Annotated in this window: 20 protein-coding genes; 9 read left to right on the forward strand and 11 right to left on the reverse strand. The window is 61.5% G+C overall.

The genetic code is table 11. The annotated features are described in order from the left end of the window. Positions 1–55 precede the first annotated feature (55 nt). From KI611_RS16345 to hemN, 11 genes are all read right to left on the reverse strand, one after another. Positions 56–1,408, reverse strand: coding sequence for a sulfite reductase subunit alpha (locus tag KI611_RS16345; protein ID WP_226416711.1), 1,353 nt, complete (start codon positions 1,406–1,408; stop codon positions 56–58). Positions 1,409–1,481: 73 nt separating this feature from the next. Then, positions 1,482–2,306, reverse strand: coding sequence for a DUF4198 domain-containing protein (locus tag KI611_RS16350; RefSeq protein ID WP_226416712.1), 825 nt, complete (start codon positions 2,304–2,306; stop codon positions 1,482–1,484). Positions 2,307–2,324: 18 nt separating this feature from the next. Then, positions 2,325–2,840: a DUF2271 domain-containing protein gene (locus tag KI611_RS16355; RefSeq protein WP_226416713.1), complete on the reverse strand. Its 516-nt coding sequence runs from the start codon at positions 2,838–2,840 to the stop codon at positions 2,325–2,327. A gap of 18 nt (positions 2,841–2,858) precedes the next feature. After that, positions 2,859–3,485 (reverse strand): PepSY-associated TM helix domain-containing protein, encoded by a 627-nt coding sequence (locus KI611_RS16360; protein ID WP_226416714.1) that lies wholly within the window; start codon positions 3,483–3,485, stop codon positions 2,859–2,861. A gap of 290 nt (positions 3,486–3,775) precedes the next feature. Then, a complete protein-coding gene (gene selD, locus KI611_RS16365) occupies positions 3,776–4,822 on the reverse strand; it encodes a selenide, water dikinase SelD (protein ID WP_226416715.1) in 1,047 nt (348 codons plus the stop codon). Between the two features lie 22 nt (positions 4,823–4,844). Continuing rightward, the gene (locus tag KI611_RS16370; RefSeq protein WP_226416716.1) at positions 4,845–5,051 is read right to left on the reverse strand and encodes a heavy-metal-associated domain-containing protein; all 207 of its coding nucleotides are present in this window, start codon (positions 5,049–5,051) and stop codon (positions 4,845–4,847) included. A gap of 2 nt (positions 5,052–5,053) precedes the next feature. Beyond that, entirely contained in the window at positions 5,054–6,775 is a 1,722-nt protein-coding gene (locus KI611_RS16375; protein ID WP_226416717.1) for a putative bifunctional diguanylate cyclase/phosphodiesterase, read from the reverse strand. 54 nt (positions 6,776–6,829) lie between these two features. Further along, entirely contained in the window at positions 6,830–9,010 is a 2,181-nt protein-coding gene (locus KI611_RS16380) for a heavy metal translocating P-type ATPase (RefSeq protein WP_226416718.1), read from the reverse strand. Beyond that, complete coding sequence (locus KI611_RS16385; protein WP_226416719.1) at positions 9,007–9,432, reverse strand: universal stress protein; 426 nt, start codon at positions 9,430–9,432, stop codon at positions 9,007–9,009. The genes KI611_RS16380 and KI611_RS16385 overlap by 4 nt, the downstream gene beginning before the upstream one ends. 13 nt (positions 9,433–9,445) lie before the next feature. Next, complete coding sequence (locus KI611_RS16390) at positions 9,446–10,117, reverse strand: sulfite exporter TauE/SafE family protein (RefSeq protein WP_226416720.1); 672 nt, start codon at positions 10,115–10,117, stop codon at positions 9,446–9,448. Positions 10,118–10,181: 64 nt separating this feature from the next. Next, positions 10,182–11,585: an oxygen-independent coproporphyrinogen III oxidase gene (gene hemN / locus KI611_RS16395; protein ID WP_226416721.1), complete on the reverse strand. Its 1,404-nt coding sequence runs from the start codon at positions 11,583–11,585 to the stop codon at positions 10,182–10,184. An 85-nt stretch (positions 11,586–11,670) separates the two neighbouring features. Between hemN and fnr the strand changes: the two genes are divergently transcribed. The 9 genes from fnr (at position 11,671) to KI611_RS16440 (ending at position 23,323) form a co-directional block, all read left to right on the forward strand. Further along, complete coding sequence (gene fnr / locus KI611_RS16400) at positions 11,671–12,414, forward strand: fumarate/nitrate reduction transcriptional regulator Fnr (protein ID WP_226416722.1); 744 nt, start codon at positions 11,671–11,673, stop codon at positions 12,412–12,414. 167 nt (positions 12,415–12,581) lie between these two features. Next, positions 12,582–13,271: a DUF3334 family protein gene (locus KI611_RS16405; RefSeq protein ID WP_226416723.1), complete on the forward strand. Its 690-nt coding sequence runs from the start codon at positions 12,582–12,584 to the stop codon at positions 13,269–13,271. Between the two features lie 296 nt (positions 13,272–13,567). After that, on the forward strand, positions 13,568–15,412 hold the full coding sequence (locus tag KI611_RS16410; RefSeq protein ID WP_226416724.1) for a cache domain-containing protein: 1,845 nt from the start codon (positions 13,568–13,570) through the stop codon (positions 15,410–15,412). 317 nt (positions 15,413–15,729) lie between these two features. Further along, on the forward strand, positions 15,730–17,250 hold the full coding sequence (locus KI611_RS16415) for an aldehyde dehydrogenase family protein (protein WP_226416725.1): 1,521 nt from the start codon (positions 15,730–15,732) through the stop codon (positions 17,248–17,250). Between the two features lie 94 nt (positions 17,251–17,344). After that, on the forward strand, positions 17,345–17,716 hold the full coding sequence (locus tag KI611_RS16420; protein ID WP_226416726.1) for a DUF779 domain-containing protein: 372 nt from the start codon (positions 17,345–17,347) through the stop codon (positions 17,714–17,716). A 180-nt stretch (positions 17,717–17,896) separates the two neighbouring features. Further along, the gene (locus tag KI611_RS16425; protein ID WP_226416727.1) at positions 17,897–20,053 is read left to right on the forward strand and encodes a PAS domain S-box protein; all 2,157 of its coding nucleotides are present in this window, start codon (positions 17,897–17,899) and stop codon (positions 20,051–20,053) included. Positions 20,054–20,065: 12 nt separating this feature from the next. Next, positions 20,066–22,279, forward strand: a complete 2,214-nt coding sequence (locus tag KI611_RS16430; protein ID WP_226416728.1) for an EAL domain-containing protein — start codon at positions 20,066–20,068, stop codon at positions 22,277–22,279. Between the two features lie 106 nt (positions 22,280–22,385). Beyond that, the gene (locus KI611_RS16435; protein WP_226416729.1) at positions 22,386–22,829 is read left to right on the forward strand and encodes a PaaI family thioesterase; all 444 of its coding nucleotides are present in this window, start codon (positions 22,386–22,388) and stop codon (positions 22,827–22,829) included. 2 nt (positions 22,830–22,831) lie between these two features. Then, complete coding sequence (locus tag KI611_RS16440) at positions 22,832–23,323, forward strand: GFA family protein (protein ID WP_226416730.1); 492 nt, start codon at positions 22,832–22,834, stop codon at positions 23,321–23,323. Positions 23,324–23,326 lie beyond the last annotated feature (3 nt).

Raw genomic sequence — 23,326 nt, forward strand, 5'->3', positions numbered from 1 at the left:
CTCATCCGCATATGCAACAGTTCGTAACAAAACCGCTCAGTCTGTAAGCGGATGGCTAGAACAGATCCCGGCAGTAACGCCCGCCCTGTACCAGACACTGATAGCCGTCGGCGCCCAGGATCTCGCGAATCGCCCGGTCCACGCCATCGCCCATGCCCGCCCGGCTACCGCAGACATAGACTGCCGCCCCCCGGGCAACCCGGCTTCGGAACAGCTCGGCATGGGCCACCAAGCATTCCTGCACATAGCGAAAAGCTTCGCCGTCCCGGGAAAAGACGGTATCGAGACGGTCCAGTTGACCGGCGGCAAGCCAGCGCTCCAGTTCGCCCTGCTGATAAAAATCATGCGCCCGGCTGCGCTCGCCGAACAGCAGCCAGTTCTCCTTCACGCCCGCGGCAATGCGCCCGGCAAGGTGGCCGCGCAGGCCGGCGAGCCCCACCCCGCTGCCGATGCAGATCAGCGGCCCGGCGCGATTCCCGTTGAGACGGAACGGATAATGCGGCCGCAATCGCAGGGCAACTTCCTCGCCAGGGGCCAGATCCTGCGTCAGCCATCCGGAAGCGATGCCCGGCGTACCGTCATTGTTCCGGCGCAGACGAACCAGCAATTGCAGACCGCCCTCGTCAGGCAGGGAGGCAATCGAATAGTTGCGCGGGCATCCCGGTTCCGCCGGCGCGAGGATCTGCGCCAGATCCCCCGACTCCCACCGCGGCAACGCTTGCCTGATGGCTTCAAAACTCAGTAGATAAACGCCGTCGCCGGGACTGCCGGGATTGAGATGCCGGCGCTCGACCAACCGCCAAGGCGAAAATTGGTCATCCGGCAAGTCCGCGAACTCATCGGCGCCGGCCAGTTGCGCCAAGCGGCCTTGCCAGTTGGCGAGCGCCTCCGGCTCGGCACGATGCATGTCGATGCGCTCGAAACAACGCCGCGCGCCGCGCGCCACCAGACGCGCCTCAAGGCGCCGGCCGAAGCCGCAGAAATCCGGATAATCGCGGTCGCCCAGGGCCAGCACGGCAAAGTCCACCCCGCTCAGGGCGTGGTCGTCAGCCTCCAGCATTTCCGCGAAGCCCGCCCCGTTGTCCGGCGCCTCGCCTTGCCCGGCCGTGCTGACGACAAGCAGGAAGCGGCCGCCAGCCGCCAGTTGCTGGCCATTCAGCTCATTCAGCGGACAACAGCGCACCGTCAGTGATGCCCTCTGCAATGCCTGCGCGGTCTGTCGGGCCAAGGCTTCGGCGGTGCCAGTCTGGCTCGCATAGGCCACCGTCCAGGATTGCCCCTCAGCCGCCGCGGCCTGCGTACTCGAACAACCCGCCGCCCGGCGGCCATACCAGAGACACAGGCCGATGTAGGCCAGACTGAGGAAACCCGCCGCCAGCCAGCGGGCAGGCTCCAGCGTTACCCCCATGCCTAGGTGACGGTTCGCAGATCAGCCCGGCCCGCGCTTCGGCATGACCGGCAACGACAAGCAAGCGGCAAACTCATTGCGGCAGCACCTCAAAGGTCCCGCCGTAGTTGTAGCGCAAGGCGGCCGGCGCCGGCCGCGGCTGGCCTTCAGGCAACTGCACGCGCGGCGGATAACTGGCGTTGATCCAGTACATCTGGGCCATCGGCCAGGTCACCGAAAATTCACCATTGGCGTCGGTGGTGACTGCCACTTCCCTGAGAATGCCGCGATAGCGCACGCCGCCCGGAACAATCGCCACACTTAGGTTGGCCACTGGCTGGCCATCGAGCAAGAAACGGAAACGCGCCGACTGGCCAGCCAGGTAGTCGTTGGGATGGCTGAGCGGCAGCAGTTCGAGGCCCGAGCCGATCGGCTTGATCACTGTCGCGTTGGGCTTTCCGGCGGTGACGTAGGTTTCCAGCCGGCCCAGCGTCCTGGTCACCATCAGTTCCTCGGCGTCGGCCGGGATTTCCCTCTTCAACTCGGTCGAATTGCCCCGCCAACGCTTCATTTCACCATTCTGCTTGTAACTTGCCATGGCGTTTTCGGAGACCAGCGCGATCCGGTAGGTACCCGGCGTGGCAAGTTTCAGGTCGACGCTGCTGCGCAGCTTGCCGGTCGAGGTCTGCGCCGGGCTCAGGGCTTCGCCGTCGGGGCCGGTGATGCTCAGACTGTTCAGGCTGAGGGCATTGGTATCGATGTCGAACAGGCTCTCCGAAACAGCCGCATCGACGGTCACCCAGGGCCCATTGCCTTCGGCCTGGGTGGTCGAGGGCAGCAGCCATTGGCGATGGGCGTGGGCGGCAGGGATCGAGGCGATCAGCAGGGCGGTGAGAAGCGTCAGCTTGAGCGATTTCATGAGTAGTTCTCCCGAGAATCAGGGTTTTAGTTGAACGGTGACGTTGCCCAGTTCCTCAAGCCCCTTGCCGGAGGCTGTACGCGCCTCCCTGGGTGGCCAGGCGACCGGCAGGCGAACGACTTCCCGGCCACCGCCTTCGCGCGCCGCTTCGACGAGCAGGGTGTAGTCGCCAGCGACCAGCTTGTCGATCGGCGCCTTGCCTGTCGAATAGGTCAGCGTGTGGATACCGGGGGTGCGCGTCGCGCTGGTCACCGCATCGAGCGGCACGTCCATCTCTCGCCCGCCCTTCCGCCACCATTGACGCAAATCCTTCAGCCATTTGGTGCCGCCGTTATCGCGCTTTTTCTGGTCGTACCAGACAGCCAGCTGCGTCACCTGCGCCGTATCGCTCTTCTCCAGCCACATCGCGATGTATGGGCGATGGTATTCGGCCACCGCCAACTGGGGAATTTCTATCTTCACCGAGAGTTCGGCGGCAATCCCTGGCGTGGCGGCACAGGCCAATGCCAGCAACAGTAGGCGAGAACATTTCATGGGCACTTCCTGTGATAGTCAATGAATGAACAACAGCGCGAGGAGCGCCGGAATGAGGACCCCCAAGCCGACCAGCGGCCAGGTGGACAGCCGCTGTGCGGCATGCATCTTGAGGATGAGCAGACCGCTGAGCGAAAAGATCAGGCAGCCGGCCGCGAAAACATCGATGAACAGGCTCCATGCCCCACCGGTATGCCGCCCCTTGTGCAGGTCGTTGAGCCAGGAAATCCAGCCCCGGTCGGTAGCTTCATGTTCGACTTCGCCGTCAGCCAGACCGATACGCAGCCAGGCATCGCCGCCGGGGCGCGGCAGAGGGAAGTAGATTTCGTCGTCCGCCCATTCGCTTCCGGCATCGGTGACATCAACCTTGAAATTGAGCGCCAGCCAACGGGCAATGTCGACCGGCAGTACTCGCGGCTGCGCCGACGGAGCACGGCTGATCTGCTGCAGAATATCCAGATGATTGGCCGGCAGGCTGCGCTTTTGCTGAACGGTAACCGGGCTAGCTTCGATCTGCCCGGCGTGATTCAGCGTGATCCCGGTGACGCTGAACAGAACGATGCCGAGCAGGCAGATGGCGGAACTGATCCAGTGCAGCTTCAATAGCGTCTTCAGCCATGCCGCCCGGCGCAATCCTGCCGCCAATTCGGGCGAACTCCCACCCGGCGCAGGCGAGGCTACGCGGGCAGCAGACGTGACAGGACAAAGGGAACGAAAGGAGAATTTGGGGGCCATGGCAACTTGTCATTGAAAGTTTGGCTGGCGCCCCGGAAAACAGTACCGGGATTGACAACAACCCCGGCATGCCTTGGGAAAATCGGCTGGCTGACCGAATTATAACTGATAACCATTCTCAATCAAGCGGATCAACACCTGACTGAAGGCACCTTGTCGCACCAGCCCTCCAGGCTGGCGCAACCGGGCCGATTCAAGTTTCAGATCACGTCGACTCCCGGCGCCCCTTCGCCGATTTCGCCAATCACCGAAACATGTGAAAAGCCCTGCTGCAGGAAGACCGACAGCACCTCGGTGACGGTTTCCGGGGTACAGGAAACGAGCAGGCCGCCGGAGGTTTGCGGATCGGTCAGCAGGGCCTTGGCCACGTCATCAATCCCGGAGGCCAGATGGACACCGGCGCCGTAACTGTCCCAGTTGCGCGCCGAGGCGCCGGTGACATGGCCGGCCTCGACGAACTCGCGGGCCCGGGCGAGCAGCGGCAGATCGGCAAAGCGCACCGTGCCGCGCACCTGGCTGCCCTTGCAGACTTCCAGCAGATGCCCGAGCAGGCCGAAACCGGTAACGTCGGTCACCGCATGCACACCATCGAGACAGGCCAGTACCGGCCCGGGGGTGTTGAGCTGGGTGGTGCTGGCGATCATCGCTTCGTAATCGCTGTCGCGCAGCGCATCCTTCTTCAGCGCGGCGCTATACACCCCGACCCCTAGGGCCTTGCCGAGAATCAGCTTGTCGCCCGGCCGGGCGCCGGAATTGCGTTTCAGATGGGCCGGATTGACCAGACCGATAGCCACCAGTCCATAGATCGGCTCGACCGAATCGATGGTGTGACCGCCGGCAATCGGTATCCCGGCCGCCTGGCAAACCGCTGCCCCACCTTCGAGAATTTTGGCGATGGTTTCCAGCGGCAGCACCTTGACCGGCATGCCGACCAGCGCCAGGGCAAACAGGGGCGTACCGCCCATCGCATAGACATCGGAAATCGCGTTGGTCGCGGCGATCCGGCCAAAATCGTAAGGGTCGTCGACGATCGGCATGAAAAAGTCGGTCGTCGCGACAATCGCCTGCTGCGGATTGATCTGGTAGACCGCCGCGTCGTCGCTGGTTTCGGTACCGACCAGCAGTTGCGGCGGGACGATGCCCGGCGTCATGCCGGCAAGGATCTTTTCAAGGACGGCGGGGGCGATCTTGCAGCCACATCCGCCACCATGGGAAAGCTGGGTAAGTCTGATTGTTTCTTCGGCCACGACTGTTCTCTTCAGTATTCGGTTATTCGGCGTCGAAGCCGGCGTCTTCGATGGCCGCCAGCAGTTCTGCCCGCGTCACCGTCTGGGGATCGAAAGCCACTTTGGCTTCGGCCGCCTCCAGCGAGACCTCGGCCGAGGCAACGCCGGCCAGCCCGCTCAGCACGCCGGTGATGTTCTTGACACACCCCTGACAGCTCATGCCACCCACTTTGATTACGGTATTTTCCATGCCTACTCCTGGTACAGGAACGGCTGCGCCCGCAGCAATTCAAAAATCTCAGCCGCCGGCAAGGCCCGGCTGAAGAAGAAACCCTGGGCCATGTCGCACCCCATGTTGCGCAACAGCCGCAACTGTTCGGCAGTTTCAACGCCCTCGGCCAGCACCGTCAACCGCAAGTTGCGGCCCATGCTGACAATGGTCGAGGCAATCGCCTGATCGTCCGGATCGACTTCAAGATCGCGGATGAACGAGCGGTCGATCTTCAATTTGCCGACCGGAAAACGTTTCAGATAAGCCAGCGACGAATAACCGGTTCCGAAATCGTCGAGCGACAACTCGACGCCCATCCGGTGCAGCGCCGACAGCGTCCCGATATTGACGTCGGCATCGTGCATCACCGTCCGCTCGGTCACTTCCAGTTCAAGCAGACTGGCATCGAGTCCGGAGGCGGCCAGCCCGCCAGCCACCGCCTCGACGAAACCGGCCTGACGAAACTGGACCGGCGCGACGTTGACCGCCATGACCACCGCCGGCAGCCCGGCTTCGATCCAGGCTTGGGCCTGTCGGCATGCCTCGCCAAGTACCCAGTCGCCGATCGGGTTGATCAGGCCGCTCTCTTCCGCAACATGGATGAAGCGATCCGGCATGATCATCCCGAGATCCGGATGCTGCCAGCGAATCAGCGCCTCGACACCAACGATCAAGCCGCTCTGCAAGCAGACCAGCGGCTGGTAATGCAGGACCAGTTCATCCTGTTTGAGCGCCCGCCGCAGATTGCTCTCCATCAACAGTCGTTCGAGCGTCGCCGTATTCATCTCGGCGGCATAAAACTGGAAGGTGTTACGCCCCAACTCCTTGGCCTTGTACATCGCCGTATCGGCATTGCGCAGCAGCGTATCGATATCCTTGCCGTCCTGCGGAAAAATGCTGATGCCGATCGACGGCGTCACCGTCAGTTCGTGCCCGGCGACGACAAACGGCAATCCGCACTCGCCCAGCAAACGCCGAGCCACATCGGCGGCCGCCGCAGCCTGGATGCCGGGCATGGCGAGCACGAATTCGTCGCCACCAAGGCGGGCCAGGGTATCGACCCGGCGCACCGCCGCCGACAACCGTTGGGCAACCGCACAGAGCAATTCGTCGCCGACACTGTGGCCGAGCGAATCGTTGATCCGCTTGAAGTGGTCGAGATCGAGAAACATCAACGCGACAGCCGACGTTTCACGCTCGGCAACGGCCAGCGATTGCATCACCCGGTCACGCAGCAAACGGCGATTGGGCAATCCGGACAAGGGGTCGAACTCGGCCAGTTCGCGCACTTTCAGTTCCGCCGCCTTCTGCACCGAAATATCGACCACCGTCCCGACCGAGGCCGGCCGGCCATGGAAAACCGAGGGCGAGCCGAGAATGGTGACCGGGAATACCGAGCCATCCTTGCGCACCGCAGTCAGCTCGTAAGACTGGCCGCGCACCCCGGAAATGCGCTCGTCCATCTGCTGCAGGACAAAGGGATGCTCATCGGGAGAGATCAGGTCAAGCGGCCCCAAGCGATCAACCATTTCCTCGACCGTATAGCCAAACAACTTGAGCATGAAGGGATTGACGTACTTGAAGAGACGATCCTGCAGAACGAATATACCGACCTGCGCGGCCTCCATGGTGGCCCGGAACAGCTCCTCGTTTTCCGAAGCACCGCCCGGCGCGCTGGCCTTCCGACCCGAGTCAGCCTGCACCAAATATTTCTCCCTGACCCCTGCGGTCATCTAGCCTTCACCAATCTCTTTCTGTCACTTCCGTGGAACGGCGGGCCGCCAACGCTTGAGCAGCAGCGAATTCGTCACGACGGAAACCGAACTCATCGCCATTGCCGCGCCGGCGAAGACCGGGTTGAGAAAACCCAGTGCGGCAAGCGGTATGCCGAGCACATTGTAGATGAAGGCAAAGAAAAGATTTTGCCGGATCTTGCCGAGGGTTGCCGTGGAAAGGTCGATGGCGTCGGCGACACCGTGCAGGTCGTTGCGGATCAAGGTCAGGTCGGCCGCCTCGATCGCCGCATCGGAGCCAGCCCCAATGGCGAAGCTGACATCGGCGGCGGCGAGCGCCGGCGCATCGTTGATGCCGTCGCCAACCATCGCCACCAGACCACCGCCGGCTTTCAGCTCGGCCACAGCCGCCGCCTTGTCGCCGGGCAGAATGCCGGCGCGAAACTCGGCGATGCCGGCCTCCGCGGCAATCGCCGCAGCAGTCGCCGCATTGTCGCCGGTCAGCATGACCACCCGGATGCCCCGTTCGCGCAAGCGCGCCACGGCTGCTCGCGAGCTTGGCCGCAGCGCGTCGGCAATGGCGATCAGGGCCAGCACCTGCTCCGCCTCGGCCAGCACGACGACGGTTTTCCCCGACTGCTGCAAGGCGAGTACCGCCGGATCGGCGGCGGCGCCAAGCCAGTCAGGCGAGCCAAGACGCAACGAACGCCCGTCTACTTCGCCGTGCACGCCATGCCCCGGCAGCGCCTTGAAATTCTGCACTGTCGCGCTGTCGACCACGCCCCCTTGGGCAACTGCCTTGGCAACGATGGCCCTGGCCAATGGGTGCTCGGAATTCTGTTCGAGTGCCGCCGCCCAGCGCAAGACATCGGCCTCGCCAGTGCCCCGCGCCACGACGTCGGTCACCTGCGGTTTGCCGCAGGTCAAGGTGCCGGTCTTGTCGAGCGCCAGCACCTTTATATGCTCGGCGCGCTCCAGCGCCTCGGCATTCTTGACCAGGATGCCGGCCCGCGCCCCCTGCCCGGTCCCGACCATGATCGCCGTCGGCGTCGCTAGGCCAAGAGCACACGGACAGGCGATGACCAGCACGGCGACGGCATTGATCAGCGCCTCGGCCAACAGCCCGGAATACAGCCACCAGCTGACAAAGGTGCCCAGCGCAATGACGCACACCACCGGCACGAAAATCGCCGAAATCCGGTCGGCCAGCCGCTGCACCGGCGCTTTCGAGCCCTGCGCCTCGCCGACCAGCCGGATGATGCCGGCCAGCAAGGTATGTTCGCCGACCCCGCTGGCCCGACAACGCAGCGCCCCTTGCCCGTTGGCCGTTGCGGCGAAAAGCTTGTCGCCGGCGCGCTTGGCGACCGGCATGCTCTCGCCGGTCAGCATCGCTTCGTCCACGCTCGACTCGCCATCGATCACTTCGCCATCGACCGGCACGCTCTCGCCCGGACGAACGAGAAAGACATCGCCCGGCATTAAGGCATCGACCGGCATTTCCACCCACTGGCCGTCACGTTCAACACGCGCCGTCTTCGGTTGCAGACGGATCAGCGACTCGATGGCCTCCGATGTCCGGGCCTTGGCCCGCGCTTCCAGCAGTTTGCCGAGCAGCACCAGGGTAATGACGGCTGCCCCACCTTCGAAATAGACATGCTGATCGAGCGCCAACAGCGTGACCACGGTCGAGAATCCCCAGGCCATGCTGGTCCCGAGGGCAACCAACACATCCATGTTGGCCCCGCCGCCCCGCAACGACTTGTAGGCGCCATCGTAGAAACGCCAGCCGATCCAGAACTGCACCGGGGTGGCCAGGGCCAGTTGCAGCCAGCGCGGCAATTCGTTCAAATGACCATGCTCGCCGAACATGAACAACATCTGCCCGACCAGCGGCAAGGTCAGCGCCACCGAAATCCAGAAGCGGCGGATTTCCCTGCGGTAAACCACCAGTTTTTCGGCCTTCTCACGCGCCCGGGTCTGACTGTCGACCACCTCGGCCGAGAAGCCGGCCTTGGCCACGGCGGCGATCACCGCCGCCTCGTCGGCCGTATCAGCCAGCCGCACCCGGGCGCGCTCGGCGGCCAGATTGACGTTGGCCTGCATCCCCGGCTGCCGGTTGAGGACTTTTTCCAGACGCGCCGAGCAGGCGGCACAGGTCATACCCCCGATCGAAAACTCGACGACCCGGCTGTCGTTCTCGCTCATTTGACCAGCAGCACCGGGATTTTCGTCAGATGCAGCACCCGATTGGCCACCGAACCCATGACCAGCTCCGTCACGCCGCTACGGCCATGCGTTCCCATGACGATCAGCTCGCAACCAAGCTCATCCGAGACTTTGGCGATCACTTCCGCCGGCTGCCCGACATGGATGTGCGTCGTGTGGAAAAGCCCCGCGGTATCCAGTTTTTTCTGGGCGGCGAGCAATTGCTCCTGACTTTCCTCACGGTAGTAGGCATGCAGCGTTTCCGGACCAATATGGGCCTGCACGCGGCCAATCGGAATCGGCGCATGGACATGCAGCAGGTGAATTTCCGGCACCTCGCGGAACCATGCGCAATGGGCAATCAGCTGATCGACCGCGCGCAATGCGCAATCCGAACCATCAACCGGCAACAAAATTTTCATCGTGACTCCCGTCCTAAATCCAGCCCAGCAAGCGCATCAATCCGAACAGCCCATAAAAGCCAAAGCCAAGCACCAACAAGCCGGAAACCATCCGCACCGCCGGGCGACGCACGAATTCGTTCAATCGAGCAAACAAGATGCCCGCCAGCAGAAGATTTGGCAAGGTCCCGAGACCGAAAGCCAGCATCAACAAGGCACCGCGACCGGCTGATCCGGCAGTCAGGGAACTGGCCAGCGCGCTGTAAACCAGGCCGCAAGGCAGCCAGCCCCACAACAGACCGAGCGGAAAGGCTTGGGCGAAACTCCTGGCCGGCAGGAAGCGCTTGGTCAAAGGCTGGAGACGACGCCAGAGATGCTGACCGGCCCGTTCGGTGAACGCCAGCGCACGCGTTACGCCGAGCAGATAGAGGCCAAGCGCGATCAACATCAGGTTGGCCAGAAAATAGAGGATCAGGCGCACCGGCACCTGGCCTTCGAGCCCCAGACTGGCCGCGCCAAGCGCCCCGGCAACGGCACCGGCCGTCGCGTAGGAAATGATCCGTCCGGCGTTGTAGGCAAAAAGCATGGACCAGCGTGCCGGTGCGCCCATCGACAACGCGCCGACGATGCCACCGCACATGCCGACACAATGGGTGCCGCCAAGCAGACCGACAACAAACAGGGCGAGAAAAGCGGAATCAGGCATTGTGCGACATGGAAAAGGCAAAAGCGTGCAGTTTAACCTGCACGCCGATGCCCCACCACGACGGTTAGATCACCTTGGAGTAGCGCGTCCGCTGGCGATCGGCCCGCAGATAGCGGTCGAAGACCATCGAGATGATGCGAACCAGCATGCGCCCCGGCGGCAGGACCGTGATCCATTCGCGTTCGATCTTGAGCAGACCGGCCCGTTCCATTTCCTTCATGTCGTCGAGTTCGGCGGCGAAGTACTCATGGAAATCGATCAGATGCGAACTCTCGATACTTTCGATCGACAGTTCGAAATGGCACATCAGTGCCTGAATGATCGAACGACGCAGGATGTCGTCGGCAGTCAGTTCGATGCCGCGGAACACCGGCAGCATTTTGGCATCCAGCCGGTCGTAATACTCGTCCAGGGTCTTGACGTTCTGGCTGTAGGTCGGGCCGACCTTGCTGATCGACGAAATGCCGAAGGACAGCATGTCGCAGTCGGCGTAGGTCGAATAGCCCTGGAAATTGCGGTGCAGCCGCCCCTGCCGCTGGGCCACGGCAAGTTCGTCGTCCGGCTTGGCGAAGTGATCCATGCCGATGAAGACATAACCGGCTTCGGTCAGCTTCTTGATGGCCAGCGCGAGAATCTGCAGCTTGGCATCGGCCGACGGCAGATCGGGTTCGGCGATCCGGCGCTGCGGCTTGAACAGGCTCGGCATGTGCGCATAGTTGTAGATCGACAGGCGCTCCGGATCCATCGCCAGCACGCGTTCCAGCGTGCGGTTGAAGCCCATCACCGTCTGGTGCGGCAAGCCGTAGATCAGGTCGACCGAGATCGACTTGAAGCCATTGGCCCGTGCCGCCTTGATCACGTTGAAGGTTTCTTCTTCGCTCTGCACCCGGTTGACGGCGACCTGGACGACCTCATCGAAATCCTGCACGCCGACGCTCATCCGGTTGAAACCGAGTTCGCCGAGCAATGCCACGGTTTCGTAATCGACCTTGCGCGGATCGACTTCGATCGAATATTCGCCACCGTCGAGCAGCTTGAAATGCTTGCGCGTCTCGGCCATCAGCTGGCGCATTTCGTCATGCGACAGGAAAGTCGGCGTACCGCCGCCCCAATGCAGCTGAATGACTTCGTGCTCGCCATCCCGGCCTTCCAGGCTGGCGCTCTGCAAGGCCAGCTCCTTGGCCAGATACTTCAGGTATTTGGCGCTGCGCCCGTGATCCTTGGTAATGATCTTGTTACAGGCGCAGTAATAGCAAATAGTGTTGCAGAAGGGGATGTGGAAGTATAATGACAGCGGACGGCTGATGCCGCCGATGTTGCGCTTGCCGAGCCAGAGTTTGGCGGCGTCCGAGTCGAAAGCCTCGACGAAACGGTCGGCCGTCGGATAAGACGTGTAGCGAGGGCCGTTTACGTCGAAACGGCGAATGATCTGAGGATCGAAGACGAGATTTTCAGTTGCGAAATTCATGGGACATGCCACCAATAGTTGGCTGGATTATGTTCGGATGGAGCAATTTAGCGGTTGACATGGATCAAGCTAACGCAGGTTGCCAATGCCTCAAACAGTCCCACTGAATCAAGATATTTCATTGTCCGTCATCAAGACGGCTTGTTCGAATTGTAACCTGCGCGAGCTGTGCTTGCCGTATGGTCTTAACCTTGAAGAACTTGAGCGTCTCGACGACCTCGTTTCGACGCGCCGCCGCATCAAGCGCGGCGACCATCTTTACCGCGCCGGGGCTACTTTTGACAGCATCTACGCCATTCGCAGCGGCTTCTTCAAGACCGACGTGCTGCTCGAAGATGGCCGCGACCAGGTCACCGGCTTCCAGATGGCCGGCGAGCTGCTCGGCCTCGACGGAATCAGCACCGAATTCCATACTTGCAACGCCATCGCGCTCGAAGACAGCGAGATCTGCTCAATCCCCTTCTCGCGCCTGGAAAGCCTGTCGCGGGAAATCCAGAATCTGCAGCATCATTTTCACAAGGTGATGAGTCGCGAAATCGTCCGCGACCATGGCGTGATGATGCTGCTCGGTACGATGCGCGCCGAAGAGCGTCTCGCCGCCTTCCTGCTCAACCTGTCCCAGCGCTTCACGGCACGCGGCTTCTCGCATGCCGAGTTCTATCTGCGCATGACGCGCGAGGAAATCGGCAGCTATCTCGGTTTGAAGCTGGAAACCGTGTCCCGGGCTTTTTCCCGTTTTCAGGAAGAAGGTCATATTGCGGTTCAGCAGAAGCACATCCGGATTCTCAACGTCAACGGCCTGAAGGCCCTGATGAATCACCGCCACTAAGCGGTTTCGTCCGGCTCCAGAAGCGAGCCGGGCGGGCTGGCGCGACGCGGCCGAGGCCGCCTCTCGAGGAAACGGTCAAACGACGGCAAGTTGCTGATATCGGGCAAAGAGGCCGGGAGCTATGCTATACATACGCCATTCTCCTACCGCAGGGCCATTTCAGAATCATGAACACGCCAGAAAGCTCCGTCGTATTCGGCACCGAAGACATATTGCTCAGTTTGTGCAACTCGGTGACCCGCGTCCTGACCGTCGCCACCCAAAGCCAGATCCACTTCTCCGGCATGGTCCAGCGCATCACCAAGACCTGCCTGAAGCCGGATATCGGCTGCTTCGTCCTGTTCGACGGCGGCTTCTCCGGCCTGGTGGTCATCAACTTCTCGGCCCAAGCCGCGATGGAGTTGTACGAGAGCTACATGCTGAGCATGGGCATGTCGAAGGACGATCTGGCCAGTTCCCACACCTCGGATGAAGTGAGCAATGTCATGGGCGAGCTGATGAACCAGATCGTCGGCGACTTCACCGGCAAGGTGGCGCGTGAGCTGCAGACTCATATCACGCAGAATCAGCCGAAAATGCTGGTCCTCAACAAGCAGGTGATGTTGAGCGTAGACACCAATCTCGACAAACCCGAAGCCCGCCGCGTCACCTTCTACACCGGCCACAACAACATTTTCTATCTCGAACTGGCGATTGACCGGACCGAGTTCATCAAGTTGTTCGACTTCGAGGCCAACGAGGCTCCGGACCCGGATGACCTGATCGCTCAGGCCAACGCGCAGCCGGCGCCCCAGCCTGAGCCGCAACAGGCGCCGACGAACGAACACGACGACCTGCTCAAGTCGCTCGGCATGTAAAGCCGGCAACCTGCCCGCTGTTGCTCTTTACAGCGGGCAGGCGAAACAACTACCTCCCCCGCCCGGCCTGAACGGCCACATGTTTTTCCTGCATCGGCGCTGTTTTTCGCGCCGCCTGTTGTCGACCGCGGAAGTTAAGAGGATACTACTTTAGTCATATAAAAATTACCGCGCTCCATGCCCGGGCAGAGAAAAATTGTCAGTTTCCTGGCGTCACATGCCAGAGCTTGGCAGGGAGAGAGACCATGTTCGCTCCATTGAATCGACTTAGTGTCCGCAACCGGATATGGAGCATCGTGCTTATTTTCATTGGCGGTACCGTGCTCGGCATCACGATTGACGTGCTGATGCTGAAACAAACGCTGCGCCAGGAAAAAGAGGCCACCATCCGGCAAGTCGTAGAGAGCGCTTATGGCGTCGTGGCTCACTATCGCGATCTGCAGCAGAACGGCATCCTGAGCCGGGAGGCGGCCCAAGCGGCGGCGATCAGTACTATCAAGGGCATGCGCTACAACGGCGAGGAATATTTCTGGATCAACGATAACCAGACGCCGGCCCGGATGGTCATGCATCCGCTGATGCCGGAGCTCGATGGCCAACCCCTGCTCGACGAGAAGTTCAACTGCGTCACCAGTCTGCGCAGCGGTTCGGATGGGCCGTTTGTCTCTACCGACGGGAAGAAAAACGTTCTGCAAGCAGTCGCCGAAGTGGTGGGACAAACCGGCCACGGCTACGTCACCTATTTATGGCCCAAGGTCCAACCGGGCGGAGGCCTTGCCCAGCAAGGCTTTCCCAAACTTTCCTACGTCAAGGAATTTGCCCCCTGGGGCTGGATCATCGGCTCCGGTATTTATATCGACGACATCGATGCTGCGGTGCGCGCCCGGGCAACCCTCAATCTGTTGCTGCTACTCGGGATGAGTACGGCCTTGCTGCTGCTGACCAGCCTGATCGCGCGCAGCATTACCCGGCCGCTACAAGCTACGATGCAGACCATGCATGGCATCGCCAAGAGCAATGCCGATCTTGACCAACGGGTGCCGGTCGAGGGACGCAGCGAAATTGCCGAACTGGCCAGCAATTTCAATCAAATGCTTGATCATATTCAGACCCGTGATCGGGCGCTGCTCAGACACCAGGAAGTCCTCGAGGAAGAAGTATCCAGTCGCACCGCCAGCCTGCGTGAAGCAAATATCAAACTGGATGCCGAACTGAACGAACGCAAACGTCAGGAAACGATATTGCAGGAAAACTTCGAGCACGTCCGAGCCTTGAACAAGCAGCTCGAAGATGCCCAGAACCAGCTCCTGCAATCGGAAAAAATGGCCTCGATTGGCCAGCTGGCGGCTGGCGTCGCCCATGAGATCAACAACCCGATTGGTTTTGTCAGTTCCAATCTGGGGACATTGAAAGAATATATCGACGACTTGCTGGGCATCATCCAGGCCTACGAAAAAGCTGACCCGCTGCTGGCCAGCCAGCCCGAAATCAACTCGGTCATTGCCGCCCTGAAGAAGCAAGCCGATCTCGGATTTCTCCGCAAGGACATTGGCGTCTTGCTCGGCGAGTCGCGCCAAGGGATAGAGCGGGTCACGAAAATTGTTCAGAACCTCAAGGACTTTTCCCGGATAGACAGCTCAGACTGGGCCGCAGTCAATCTCGAGGATGGTCTTGACAACACCTTGGGTATCCTCGCGAACGAGATCAAGGGCAAGGCCGATATCGTCAAGGAATATGGCGGGCTGCCACGCGTCGAATGTCTCGGTTCGCAACTGAACCAGGTATTCGTGATTCTGCTGGGCAACGCCGCCCAGGCGATCGAGTCGCACGGGACGATCACCATCCGCACCGGCTCGACCGAGGCCGATGTCTGGATCGAAATAGCCGATACCGGCAAGGGCATTTCGCCGGAAAACATCAAACGGATATTCGATCCCTTCTTCACCACCAAGGCGATTGGCAAGGGCACCGGGCTTGGCCTCTCGCTGGCTTACAGCATCGTCCAGAAACACCATGGAAAACTCGCGGTGGTCAGCGAAGTCGGCGTCGGCACTTGTTTCCGCATCGAGATTCCCTGCGTTCAGCCGAATGCCCGCCCCGGCGTTACCGCCCCCGCTGCCGTCGCCGAGACGATGGCCTGAAATAAACGAAGCCGGTTCGACCAACCGGCTTCTGTGACGAGGCAAATGCCTCGCCAACAACCCCCTGCTCCAAATTTGAACAGTTGCTGAAAATATGATCAGCACGGGTTCCCTAGCGAATCCCCGGTCAGTCACAAAGCACATCTCAAGCCACTGATTTAACGCAATTTTCGCCAAGCCACCCCGCCCTGGCGGCGGCTGGCACACGGCGTGCACCTGTACTGGCACGAGTCGCGGCAGGACGAGGATTTCAGCAACACGGCCTGCCGCCCTTGAATCGATCGCTCGCAACTCATATCCAGAAACAGGAGACAAACATGATTTATGCATTCCCCGGTGCTGCCGGAGCCAAGATTGCCTACCAGGCCAAGTACGACAATTTCATCGGCGGCAAATGGGTTGCCCCGGTCAAGGGCGAGTACTTCAGCGTCGTCACGCCGATCAGCGGCAAGCCTTACACGATGGCCGCCCGCTCCACCGCCGAGGATATCGAACTGGCCCTCGATGCCGCCCACGCCGCTTTCCCGACCTGGGGCAAGACCTCGCCGGCCGAACGCTCGAACATCCTGCTGAAGATCGCCGACCGCATCGAAGCCAACCTCGAACTGCTGGCCTATGCCGAAACCGTCGATAACGGCAAGCCGATCCGCGAAACGCTGAATGCCGACATTCCGTTGACCGTCGACCACTTCCGCTACTTCGCCGGCTGCCTGCGCGCCCAGGAAGGCGGCATTTCCGAGATCGACGAATTCACTGCTGCCTACCACTTCCACGAGCCGCTCGGCGTCGTCGGCCAGATCATCCCGTGGAATTTCCCCATCCTGATGGCCGCCTGGAAGCTCGCCCCGGCCATCGGCGCCGGCAACTGCGTGGTCCTGAAGCCAGCCGAATCGACCCCGATCTCCATCCTGATCCTCGCCGAACTGATCGCCGACCTGCTGCCGCCGGGCGTCCTCAACATCGTCAACGGTTTCGGCCGGGAAGCCGGCATGCCGCTCGCCACCAGCAAGCGGATCGCCAAGATCGCCTTCACCGGCTCGACCTCGACCGGCCGCGTCATCGCCCAGGCCGCCGCCAACAACCTGATTCCGGCGACGCTCGAACTCGGCGGCAAGTCGCCCAACGTCTTCTTCGCCGACATCATGGACAAGGACGATGGCTTCCTCGACAAGGCCATCGAAGGTTTGGTGCTGTTCGCCTTCAACCAGGGCGAAGTGTGCACCTGCCCGTCGCGGGCGCTGATCCAGGAGTCGATCTACGACAAGTTCATGGAGCGCGTACTGAAGCGCGTCGCCGCCATCAAGCAGGGCAGCCCGCTCGACACCGAATGCATGATGGGCGCCCAGGCGTCGCAGGAACAGATGACCAAGATCCAGACCTATCTCGAACTCGGCAAGCAGGAAGGCGCCGAGTGCCTGATCGGCGGCGCCCGGGCGCATCTCGGCGGCGATCTGGAAGGCGGCTTCTACATCCAGCCGACGCTGTTCAAGGGCCACAACAAAATGCGCATCTTTCAGGAAGAAATCTTCGGGCCGGTCCTCGCAGTGACCACCTTCAAGGACGAAGCCGAGGCCCTGGCGATCGCCAACGACACGCTGTACGGCCTCGGCGCCGGCGTCTGGAGCCGTAATGGTAACGTCGCCTACCGCATGGGCCGGGCCATCCAGGCCGGTCGCGTGTGGACCAACTGCTACCACGCCTACCCGGCGCACGCCGCGTTCGGCGGCTACAAGGAATCCGGCATCGGCCGCGAGACTCACAAGGTGATGCTCGACCACTATCAGCAAACCAAGAACCTGCTGGTCAGCTACAGCGAAAGCCGGCTCGGCTTCTTCTAAACGCGGTATCGGCTCCTCTCGCCCGATTGCGGGCAAGTTCAGGGGGCGGGAAACCGCCCCCTTTTTTCCGCACCACCCGTTTGAGGAGATTCACATGGCAGACCGCGTCATCGCCACTCCAGCCGCGCTCGAACTGATCGAGGTCCTTAAGCAGCAATACGGGCCGGCGCTGCTTTTCCATCAGTCGGGCGGCTGTTGCGACAACAGCGCCGCCAACTGCTACCTGCCCACCGACCTGACCATCGGCCCCTACGACGTCCACCTCGGCGACATCGGCGGCGTCCCTTTCTACATCAGTGCCTCACAGTACGAATACTGGAAGCACACCCAACTGATCATCGATGTCATCGCCGGCCAGGGTGGCACCTTCTCGCTCGAAGGTTCGACCGGCAAGGCTTTCCACACCCGCTCACGGCTCTTCAGCAACGAAGAATGGGCCGAACTGCAGGCCGCCGGCCTCGTCTGATCGGCCAAGAAAGGATCCCCGGCCGCCAGTCCGGGGATTCCCAATAAAACGTCGGGCCCGGGGTCTTGCGGCCCACCAGGACAAACTCGTTCCAGATATCCGGCCCCCTGGAAAAAACACTTGCGGCGTCAAGGTCATAATGCGAAACTGGCAATAATATTAAATTCGGCAATCTGTTAAATGACTGCATCCGAATCACCAAAAAATGCTAAAGCCCCACCCGGCCGGCTGCTTGGCGAAGGCGGCGGACGCATCCGGGATTACCTCGCCGAAGGCGAGAATAGCTTTGTCACGCTGTTCGACAGCGCACCGCTGCCGATGTCGTGTTCGATTCTCGAAGGTGACGATCGGGCTTTGAAGTCTTTCTGGAACCAGGCTTGGTGCGAAGCATTCGGCTACCCTGAGCAGCAGGTTCAGGGAAAAAGCAGCCTGAGCTTCAATTTATGGGTAGACCCGGAAAAACGTCGCAATCTGCTGCTTCTGGCGAACCAATCGAAATGCATCCAGAGCATCGAAAGCGAATTGCGCCATGCCGATGGCTCGATCCGCCAGGTCATCATCTGGGCTCGCCGCATCGATATCGAAGGCCAGACCTGGATAGTCATCAATTACCAGGACGTCACGGCGCAACGCCAGGTCGACCAGGCGCTGCAGGAGGCCACTGCCCAGCTCCGGGAATTCCGCGAAATGGTTGAAAGCTCGAACGATGCGATGATGCTCGTCGAGGATTACCGGATCATCGAATGCAACCAGGCGGCCGAGCATCTCTACGGCCTGCCGCGCGCCAGCCTGATCGGCAAACACCCGGCCGAGCTGTCGCCGGAACATCAGGCTGATGGCGAGAAGTCAGCGGAACATGCCAAGCATCTGATGGACGAAGCAATGGCCGGCCGGATGCAACGTTTTCTCTGGAACCACCGCCGAGCCGATGGTCGTCTGGTCACCTCCGAAGTCACCCTCAATCCGGCGATGAGCAACCAGCGCGCCGGCTTGACCGGGCGCACGCGCTACATTTCGGTGCTCCGCGACGTGACCGAGACCAACCGAGCTGCCCTGGCCTTGCAGGAAAGCGAACTGCGTTTCCGCCAGTTGTTCGAGCAATCGCCGATACCGCTCGCTCTGTTCACACCGGATGGCCGCGTCGGCGCAATCAGCCACCAGTTCTCGCAACTATTCGGCTACGAGCTGGAAGACGTGCCCGATATCGTGCACTGGGGTTGCCTGGCCTACCCCGACCCGGCCTATCGGGCCGAAATAAAAGGCATCTGGGAAAGCAGCCTGGCCAAGATGCTGCGCGATGGCAGCGAAATGAAGCCGATCGAAGCCAAGGTACGCTGCAAGAACGGTGAAGACCGCAGCGTCCTGATCGGCAATGCGCTGATCGGCGACAGCATGCTGGCCAGTTTTTACGACATCACCGAGCGACGGGTTGCGCAGGCCGAACTGGAAGCGCTCAACCAGACGCTGGAAAGCCGCGTCGAGGAAAGAACGCATTCCTTGCAAAATGCCATCGCCGATTTGCGGCGCACCCAGGACGATCTGGTGCGTTCCGAGAAGCTGGCCGGACTGGGTTCCCTGGTCGCCGGCGTGGCGCACGAACTGAACACGCCGATCGGCAACGCGGTGATGGTCGCCAGCACGATGAGCGATCAGTGCCAGGCTTTCGAAGCCGCCATCGCGGAGGGCCTGCGCCGCTCGGTACTGGATCGCTTTGTCGGCGACTGCCGCGAGTCGACGCTGGTCATCGAGCGCAACCTGCAACGCGCCGCCGAATTGATCAGCAGCTTCAAGCAAGTGGCGGTCGACCAGTCGAGCTACCAGCGCCGCCCCTTCGAACTCGCCGAGGTGCTGCACGAACTGCAACTGACACTGAGTCCGATGCTGCGCCGGAGCCACGTCACGCTGAGCGAAGATATCGGCTCGGGGATTCGCATGGACAGCTACCCCGGCCCGCTGACCCAGGTCCTGATGAACATCGTCAACAACGCCGTGATCCATGCCTTTGAAGGGCGCGACAGCGGCAACATGATCATTTCCGCTCGCCGGCAGGCCAACGACCGGGTCGGCATCCGGGTGAGCGACGACGGCATCGGCATCGATCCCAAACATTTGCCGCGCATCTTCGACCCCTTCTTCACGACCAAGCTCGGCCGAGGCGGCTCCGGACTCGGTCTGCACATCGTCTACTCGCTGATTACCGAACTGCTCGGCGGCAGCGTGCGCATCGAAAGCCAATTCGGCCACGGCGCCACCGTCATCATCGAACTGCCGCTGCATGCCCCGACCAGCACAAGCGCCGACCCAGCCGCCAGCCGAACGCCTCAACGCATTGCCTGAAAGAGTATTGCCATGAATAGCGACTCCCCGATTTCCCTCGATGACCCGCTGATGGACATCGAAGACGACAGCGAAGCGCTGGTTGAAGAGCGCAGCAGCAGTAGCTGGAAAATTCTCGTCGTCGATGACGACAAGGATGTGCATACCGCCACCGAACTCGCCCTGCGCGGTCTGAGCATCGAGGGGCGTTCGCTCGAACTGGTCCACGCCCACTCCGGGCAGCAGGCCTGCGAACTGGTGGCGGCCGACGACGGGTTCGCCGTCGTGCTGCTCGATGTGGTGATGGAGTCGGAAGATGCCGGCCTGAAAGTGGTCTACTACGTCCGCGAGAAGCTCAAGCGGAGCGCCTTGCGGATCATCCTGCGCACCGGCCAGCCCGGCTACGCCCCGGAGTTGGAGACGATACGCAGCTACGATATCAACGACTACAAGACCAAGTCGGAACTGACCCGGGTCCGGCTATTCACCAGTCTGACCACCGCCATCCGCGCCTACCAGCAGATGCGGGCCCACGAAGCGATGCGGCGCGGCCTCGAACTGGTGGTCAAGGCCAGCACCGAGCTGACCAAGCTGCATGGCATGAAGATGCTGGCGCAAGGCGTCGTCAGCCAGCTTTGCGCCTTGCTCAATATCGAGCCGGAAGGCCTGATCTGCGCCCAGGCCGGTCTGGAAAACAGCGACGAGCCGGCCCGCATCATCGCGGCCGCCGGCCAATTCAGTAGCCAGGTTCCCTGTCCGCTGCATGAACTGCAAGACCCTGCCGTGCAGCAGGCGCTCGAACAATGCCTGAAGGAAAAACGCAGCATCTACGAACCCGACCTGCTGCTCTATTTCGCCACCGAAGGGGGGCGCGGGCTGGCCGCCTACGTCCGCATCGCACGCAAGCTGGAAGACCTCGACCGGCATTTGCTCGAAGTCTTTTGCGCCAGCATGGCGGTCGGCTTCGAGAACGTGCTGCTCTACGGTCGGCTGGTCGATCAGGCGTTTGTCGATCCGATGCTGCGCATCCCCAATCTCAACCGCCTGCTCGAACAACTGGCCGACCCGGAACTGGATCGCGCCGGGTCGACGCTGGCGGTCATCGACATCGATGATTTCTCGATCATCAACGACACCTTGAGCCATGAATTTGGCGACGCCATGCTGCACGCCGTGGCCGAGCGGCTGCAGGCGAAATTGCCGCGAAGCGGCATCGCCCGACTGGGTAGCGACATCTTTGGCGTGCTCGGCCCCGCCAGCGAAGTGCAACCCGAGCATCTGCAGGAAGTCTTCACCGAGGCCTTTCGGGTCATGGGCGAACGCCTGCGCATCAGCGCAACGATCGGCCTGGTCCGGCTCGGCGACATGCAGCGCAACAGTCCCGAACTGTTGAAGGATGCCCACGTTGCACTGAAGCAGGCGAAAATCCGCCAGCGCGGCAGCAGCAGCTATTTTTCGCAGTCGATGGGCCAGGACGCCCGCGAACGCATGCGCCTGCTCAGCGGGCTGCATGAAGCCTTCGAATCGCACCTGTTCTTTATGGTGTACCAACCCAAGCTGAACCTGGCCGATGGCCGGCCGAGCGGCATGGAAGCCCTGCTCCGCTGGCGTCGGCTGGACGGTCAGTTGGTGCCGCCCGACCGCTTCATTCCGCTGGCCGAACAATCGGGCATGATGGTCGCCATCGGCACCTTCGTGCTGCGCACCGCCTGCAACAAGCTGGCACGCCTGCGCGCCGCCGGCCATCTCGGCCTGACCATGGCGATCAACGTCTCGCAAGCCCAACTGCGCGAACCCGATTTCGTCGATGTGCTGCGCAGTGCGCTGAGCGACGCGGCAGTCCCGCCGGCACAGGTCGAACTCGAAATAACCGAGTCGATGGCCGCCGAAGACCTCGCGCTGATCCAGCAACTGCTCGGCGAGATTGTCGCCCTCGGCGTCAAGATCGCCATCGATGACTTCGGTACCGGCTTCTCCTCCTTGAGCGTCCTGCGCAAACTGCCGGCGCACCGTCTGAAGATCGACCGTAGCTTCATCCAGGAAATCGAAAGCGATGACAGCATCGCCCGCATGGTGATCGGCCTCGGGCACAGCCAGGGCATGCAGATCACCGCCGAAGGCGTCGAAAACGAGGCGCAACGGGAAATACTCTGCCGCCTCGGCTGCGACGAAGGCCAAGGCTGGCTGTTTGCCCGCCCGCTGGAAAAAGAGGCGTTGTCGGCGTGGCTGGAGCAGCATCAGGCCTAGTTTCGTTTGGCAAGCAGTCACCTGGTCAAAACGACCCGATTGAAATTGACGTAAACGTCAACCTCCCTATAGAGTCGATTCATAACTCATACACAGGAGACAATTGATGACTCACATCGCCAATCCCGACTTTGCCGCAAATGTCGCCGCCAGCTTCGACAAGCAGAGCGCCATGCACCTGATTCGCGCCACATTGCCGGTTGTCGAACACGGCCGTACCGAAATTCATGTCCCGCACTGGGATGGCATCGAGCAACAACACGGCTTCGTTCATGGCGGCGTGGTCGGCATGATTGCCGACTCATCGGCCGGTTACGCCGCAATGACCATGGTTCCGGCAAGCGCCTCGGTGCTGACCGTGGAGTTCAAGATGAACCTGGTCGCCCCCGCCGACGGCGAAAAGCTGATCGCCCGCGGCCAGGTCGTCCGCTCCGGTCGGACCCTGATCGTCACCAAGGCGGAAGTTTTCGCCGTCAAGGATGGCAAAGAGAACCTCTGTGCCCTGATGCAGCAAACGATCATGGTCATGCACGGCAAGGCGGAAAAGTAGCCTTGGTCTGCCGTGCCGAACCACAGAAGCCGGACAGGTCGCCGAGGCAGATCAAGGGCAGCTGTCACTGCCGGAATATCAGCTTCACCCTGATCTGCCAGGCGGCCGATAGAGAGATGCCGGCGCGGGCCTGTACCTGTTCTTTCTGCACCAAGCATGGCGCCGTCTGGGCAACGCTTTCTTCCGCCGCGCTCAAGGTGAGGGTCAAAGAACCGGCGCACCATGCCAAGTACGCCTTCGCGACAAAGACCGCGCAATTCCATATCTGCAGCCGGTGTGGCGTTGTTCCGCTGGTTACCAGCGACATTGAGGGGCGCGTCTACGCAGCGGTCAACACCAATACCTTTGACGATGTCGACTCCGTGCAACTGCAGCACGCCTCGGTGAGTTTCGAAGGCGAAAGCGAAGCGGCGCGCCTGGCGCGCCGGACGCGGAACTGGATCGCCCATGTCGAATTTTCGGAAGACAGCGACCAGTCTGCGAGCGGGCAGTAGGCC

The sequence above is a fragment of the Dechloromonas denitrificans genome (assembly GCF_020510685.1).
GTDB lineage: Bacteria > Pseudomonadota > Gammaproteobacteria > Burkholderiales > Rhodocyclaceae > Azonexus > Azonexus denitrificans_A.

What these genes read in the sequence shown, in the direction of transcription:
- KI611_RS16370 (WP_226416716.1), bottom strand. Translation starts at nt 5,051, where the DNA reads ATGGAAAATACCGTAATCAAAGTGGGTGGCATGAGCTGTCAGGGGTGT.
- KI611_RS16420 (WP_226416726.1), top strand. Translation starts at nt 17,345, where the DNA reads ATGGCAGACCGCGTCATCGCCACTCCAGCCGCGCTCGAACTGATCGAG.
- KI611_RS16435 (WP_226416729.1), top strand. Translation starts at nt 22,386, where the DNA reads ATGACTCACATCGCCAATCCCGACTTTGCCGCAAATGTCGCCGCCAGC.
- KI611_RS16355 (WP_226416713.1), bottom strand. Translation starts at nt 2,840, where the DNA reads ATGAAATGTTCTCGCCTACTGTTGCTGGCATTGGCCTGTGCCGCCACG.
- KI611_RS16425 (WP_226416727.1), top strand. Translation starts at nt 17,897, where the DNA reads ATGACTGCATCCGAATCACCAAAAAATGCTAAAGCCCCACCCGGCCGG.
- KI611_RS16405 (WP_226416723.1), top strand. Translation starts at nt 12,582, where the DNA reads ATGAACACGCCAGAAAGCTCCGTCGTATTCGGCACCGAAGACATATTG.
- KI611_RS16390 (WP_226416720.1), bottom strand. Translation starts at nt 10,117, where the DNA reads ATGCCTGATTCCGCTTTTCTCGCCCTGTTTGTTGTCGGTCTGCTTGGC.
- fnr (WP_226416722.1), top strand. Translation starts at nt 11,671, where the DNA reads ATGCCTCAAACAGTCCCACTGAATCAAGATATTTCATTGTCCGTCATC.
- KI611_RS16385 (WP_226416719.1), bottom strand. Translation starts at nt 9,432, where the DNA reads ATGAAAATTTTGTTGCCGGTTGATGGTTCGGATTGCGCATTGCGCGCG.
- KI611_RS16430 (WP_226416728.1), top strand. Translation starts at nt 20,066, where the DNA reads ATGAATAGCGACTCCCCGATTTCCCTCGATGACCCGCTGATGGACATC.
- hemN (WP_226416721.1), bottom strand. Translation starts at nt 11,585, where the DNA reads ATGAATTTCGCAACTGAAAATCTCGTCTTCGATCCTCAGATCATTCGC.
- KI611_RS16415 (WP_226416725.1), top strand. Translation starts at nt 15,730, where the DNA reads ATGATTTATGCATTCCCCGGTGCTGCCGGAGCCAAGATTGCCTACCAG.
- KI611_RS16345 (WP_226416711.1), bottom strand. Translation starts at nt 1,408, where the DNA reads ATGGGGGTAACGCTGGAGCCTGCCCGCTGGCTGGCGGCGGGTTTCCTC.
- KI611_RS16350 (WP_226416712.1), bottom strand. Translation starts at nt 2,306, where the DNA reads ATGAAATCGCTCAAGCTGACGCTTCTCACCGCCCTGCTGATCGCCTCG.
- KI611_RS16380 (WP_226416718.1), bottom strand. Translation starts at nt 9,010, where the DNA reads ATGAGCGAGAACGACAGCCGGGTCGTCGAGTTTTCGATCGGGGGTATG.